General features: G+C 68.2%; 1 pseudogene. It reads left to right on the top strand.

Annotated features, from left to right (window positions below):
* Positions 1–1,002: pseudogene (locus ABB30_RS15145) on the top strand (DUF11 domain-containing protein); the annotation flags it as partial.

Here is a 1,002-nt window from a genome sequence, read left to right as displayed (position 1 = left end):
AATTGCTACCGGTCCGGTGGAAGTGGGCGACGTGCTGGATTACACCCTGACCGTGACGGTCACCGATGCCAATACCCTGCAGCCGGTCGAGCTGACCGACGTGCTGGGCACGGGTCTGGCCCTGGTGAGCGGCTCGCCGGCCGGTGCTGGCTTCACCTTCAGCGGTGCTTCGGCCAGCGGTTTCACCGCGACCCTGCCGGCCAACACGGCTCCGGGCACCTACAGCGTGACCTACCAGGCCACGGTGACCGTGGATGCCGGCACGACGGTGGGCAACACCGTGACCCCGACTGGTGCTACCTGCACCGGCACCTGCACCACGACCACCCCGGTGGCCAAGCCGGGCGTGGCCCTGAGCAAGACGGCCGTTGCACCGCGCACTCCGGCCCAGGTCAATGACGAGATCAGCTACACCCTGAGTGTGGTGGTGACCGACGCCAAGACCGTTACCGCGACCACCCTGACCGATACCCTGGGTACCGGCCTGGAGCTGGTGGCTGGCTCGATCGTTGCGCCGGATTTCAGCTGCAATGCGGCCAATCCACTGGTGTGCACGCTGCCGGCCGGTGCCGCCATCGGCACCCACACCGTGACCTACAAGGCCCGCGTGACCGTGGATGCCGGCACCTCGGTGAGCAACACGGTGAGCGGCGCCCCGTGCCCGAGTGAAGCTGGCTGCACTACCACCACCCCGGTGGCCAAGCCGAGCGTGGACGTGAACAAGTCGACCAGTGCGACCGGTCCGGTGGAAGTGGGCGACGTGCTGGATTACACCCTGACCGTGACGGTCACCGATGCCAATACCCTGCAGCCGGTCGAGCTGACCGACGTGCTGGGCACGGGTCTGGCCCTGGTGAGCGGCTCGCCGGCCGGTGCTGGCTTCACCTTCAGCGGTGCTTCGGCCAGCGGTTTCACCGCGACCCTGCCGGCCAACACGGCTCCGGGCACCTACAGCGTGACCTACCAGGCCACGGTGACCGTGGATGCCGGCACGACGGTGGG

The organism is Stenotrophomonas ginsengisoli (assembly GCF_001431485.1).
In the GTDB taxonomy this organism is placed as follows: domain Bacteria; phylum Pseudomonadota; class Gammaproteobacteria; order Xanthomonadales; family Xanthomonadaceae; genus Stenotrophomonas; species Stenotrophomonas ginsengisoli.
This window is presented reverse-complemented; position numbering and strand designations above follow the sequence as displayed.